This is a genomic window from Proteus sp. fly-1008, assembly GCF_040140305.1.
Taxonomy (GTDB): Bacteria; Pseudomonadota; Gammaproteobacteria; order Enterobacterales; family Enterobacteriaceae; genus Proteus; species Proteus vulgaris_B.
The window spans coordinates 1-2646 of record NZ_JBEEWH010000035.1 but is presented as its reverse complement, the minus strand read 5'-3'; the positions used below and the strand labels follow the sequence as shown (position 1 = coordinate 2646).

Annotated in this window: 3 protein-coding genes and 1 pseudogene; 3 read left to right on the top strand and 1 reads right to left on the bottom strand. The window is 54.7% G+C overall.

Annotated features, from left to right (window positions below):
* Positions 1-76 precede the first annotated feature (76 nt).
* The 3 genes and pseudogenes from ABN256_RS18915 to ABN256_RS18905 all read left to right on the top strand — a co-directional run.
* Positions 77-502, top strand: a pseudogene (locus tag ABN256_RS18915) (TetR/AcrR family transcriptional regulator); the annotation flags it as partial.
* Between the two features lie 19 nt (positions 503-521).
* Positions 522-1310 carry a winged helix-turn-helix domain-containing protein gene (locus tag ABN256_RS18910; protein WP_014839978.1) on the top strand — a complete coding sequence of 263 codons (789 nt, stop codon included), beginning with the start codon at positions 522-524 and terminating at the stop codon, positions 1308-1310.
* Positions 1310-1828, top strand: a complete 519-nt coding sequence (locus ABN256_RS18905) for a FidL-like protein (RefSeq protein ID WP_014839979.1) — start codon at positions 1310-1312, stop codon at positions 1826-1828. The genes ABN256_RS18910 and ABN256_RS18905 overlap by 1 nt, the downstream gene beginning before the upstream one ends.
* A gap of 4 nt (positions 1829-1832) precedes the next feature.
* Here the strand turns inward: ABN256_RS18905 and ABN256_RS18900 are convergent, their stop codons facing one another.
* Positions 1833-2249 (bottom strand): fosfomycin resistance glutathione transferase FosA3, encoded by a 417-nt coding sequence (locus tag ABN256_RS18900; protein ID WP_014839980.1) that lies wholly within the window; start codon positions 2247-2249, stop codon positions 1833-1835.
* Between the last annotated feature and the right edge of the window lie 397 nt (positions 2250-2646).

The following is a 2646-nucleotide window of genomic DNA, read 5'->3' as shown; positions in this document are numbered from 1 at the left end:
AAGCAGAGTTTTTGAAATGTAAGGCCTTTGAATAAGACAAAAGGCTGCCTCATCGCTAACTTTGCAACAGTGCCGTAAAGGCGGCCTTATCCACCATTTCCCGAACAAGCAGGCGCTAATATTCGCCCTGTTCGCGCGTCTGCTGGCAATCATGGAAGAAGCGATTACCGCGCTGATGCAACAGGATGGCGTGAGCTATGGCCGGTTTACCCGCGCCTATCTGAACTATCTGGCGGATCTCACGGACACCCATGAAAGCCGCCAGCTTATGGTTTTGTCGCTGGCAATGCCCGATGAACCGGTGCTGCGCAAATGCTGGCGCGACTGGATGCTGGAGAAACTGGCGCAGGGCGATGAGCTGGATAACAGCCCAACCGGCACGCTGGTGCGCTACGCCGCTGACGGCATCTGGCTTTCGGAGTTGACGGAAGGGATCACCATGAGCGCCGACCACCGTCGCGCGCTGGTTGACTCCCTGAATAAAATGACGCTTCCCGCGTGAAGCACAGACTGAGGCCGCGATGCGCTACAACATCAATGCCCGTTTTATCTACGACGCCACCGACGGAACCCTGACGCTGCCGCAAAGCGATGAACCGGACAGCCAGCTATCCCTCACCGCCAGCGCCCTGTTTAACTATTTTCTGCGCCATACCGAGATTGTCAGCCGGGAAGATGTTCTGAAAAAAGTCTGGGATGACAATGGATTAACCTCATCCAACAGCAATCTGAATCAGTATCTCAGCATGCTGCGGAAGACCTTTCGCCATTACGGCGTCGATAACATCATCGTCACCGTCTCGCGCGGCTATTTGCAGCTTAATCCCGAGGTCATTATCGAAGCGCTGGACGACGCGCCGCCGGTTTCACCACAACAGACGCCTGCCGAACCGCCGCCCGTTACGACAACGCCAGACGCACCGCGCTCCGCACATGCTCGCGGGATGTGCTGGTACATGGCCGGAGCCTGCTTGCTCACCATTGCCCTGCTTCTGGTTGCCTTCAGTCTGGTCGGCATCAGTGAATCCCAGCCTATCGCGCTGACCCGCCTCAGCCATAGCCAGTGCGAACTGCTGGCCAGCGATGAAATGCGACGTTCGGTCAGTGAAGAGTCCTACGGCAAAAACTTCGATGAGGTACGCCAGCGGCTGAATATTGCCTGTAAACCCGGTGAACGTTTTCTTTTCTTCTACGGCGATCGGCTCGAAACCAACGGGCTGGGGCGCGTGTTCCTTGCCCACTGCGCCATGCATGAAGATAACCCGTTCAGCTATTGCGATAACTACTTTTACTACTCCTGGAAGCCGTAATGAGACTCGCGCCGCGTCCGTTCTTTGCCCTCTGCGTTCTGGTATTTATTGCCGCCGCCGCGTTTAGCGCCTGGCGGCTGCTGCCTGCCGACAACGCGGGTGTCATGAGCTGTTCCACTAAGGGCATCATGCGCTTTGAGAACATGGACAAAGAGAACGTTAACGGCAATATTCACTTCAATTTTGGCGCGCAGGGTAAAGGCTCGATGGTGGTCGAAGGTTACACCGACTCCGCCGCCGGCTGGCTCTACCTGCAACGCTACGTGAAGTTTACCTACAGCAGCAAACGCATCTCGGCCACCGAGCGTCATTACCGCATCAATCAGTGGGAATCGAGCGCCTCCTCGATTGATGAATCGCCGAACGTGATTTTCGACTACTTTATGCGCGAGATGTCCGACAGCCACGACGGGCTGTTTCTCAACGCTCAGAAGCTCAACGAAAAGGCTATCTTGCTCAGCTCTATCAATTCACCGCTGTGGATCTGCACGTTGAAATCCGGCAGTAAGCTGAACTAACCCGTCAATCAAAAAAGACCATCCCCTTGTAGGGGCGTTCGCGACAGGCGGCCAGCCGCTGCGCCAGATTCCCCACATGCAGCTCCAGCTTATGGCCGTCAGGGTCGAGAAAATAGTAAGACGCCCCTTCACTGCGGTTATCTTTCCATACCTCAGCCCCCGCCTGCGCCAGCAGAGCCACCACCCCGGCAAACTCTTCTTCCGCCACGCTGAAGGCGTAGTGGGTATAGTCGCTTTCCTGAGGGGGCGTTTTACGCCGCTGCTCATCCAGCGACAAGCACAGCCACAGCGCCCCACAGGAGAGATAGGCTCCGCTATCCCAGCTGGCGTGCAGGCGCATTCCAGGTAACTGCTGATAAAATGCCAGGCTTGACGCCAGATCGCTGACCGCCAGCGTCAGATGATTCAATCCCTGCAGCATGACTTTTCCTCCCGTTATCAAACCCTGTTGTAAACTGTGATCGGCGACGCATCCCCTCCCGGCCTCACCTCATCACCGGCTAAAAAGCGCATTTTTTGCGTTTAGCCTGCCATCGGAAACCTGCGCCTCGCCACACTAATCCCCGCTCTATGTTACCCCTTTTTTGAAATCATTTAGCAATCCAATAACATTTCATCCCCCCGGAAAAAGCGGGCTAAAAATCGCCTTATTGAAGACCAAATCAGCACCGACATTACAGCATAAAGACATAAATAAACGCCCTAAAAAGACTAAATCACAGAGCTATATCCTAAATAATTACGGCACTGTTGCAAATAGTCGGTGGTGATAAACTTATCATCCCCTTTTGCTGATGGAGCTGCACATGAACCCATTC

Excerpts from the sequence above, each read along its gene's own strand:
- ABN256_RS18900 (WP_014839980.1), bottom strand. The coding sequence starts at position 2,249 with ATGCTGCAGGGATTGAATCATCTGACGCTGGCGGTCAGCGATCTGGCG.
- ABN256_RS18910 (WP_014839978.1), top strand. The coding sequence starts at position 522 with ATGCGCTACAACATCAATGCCCGTTTTATCTACGACGCCACCGACGGA.
- ABN256_RS18905 (WP_014839979.1), top strand. The coding sequence starts at position 1,310 with ATGAGACTCGCGCCGCGTCCGTTCTTTGCCCTCTGCGTTCTGGTATTT.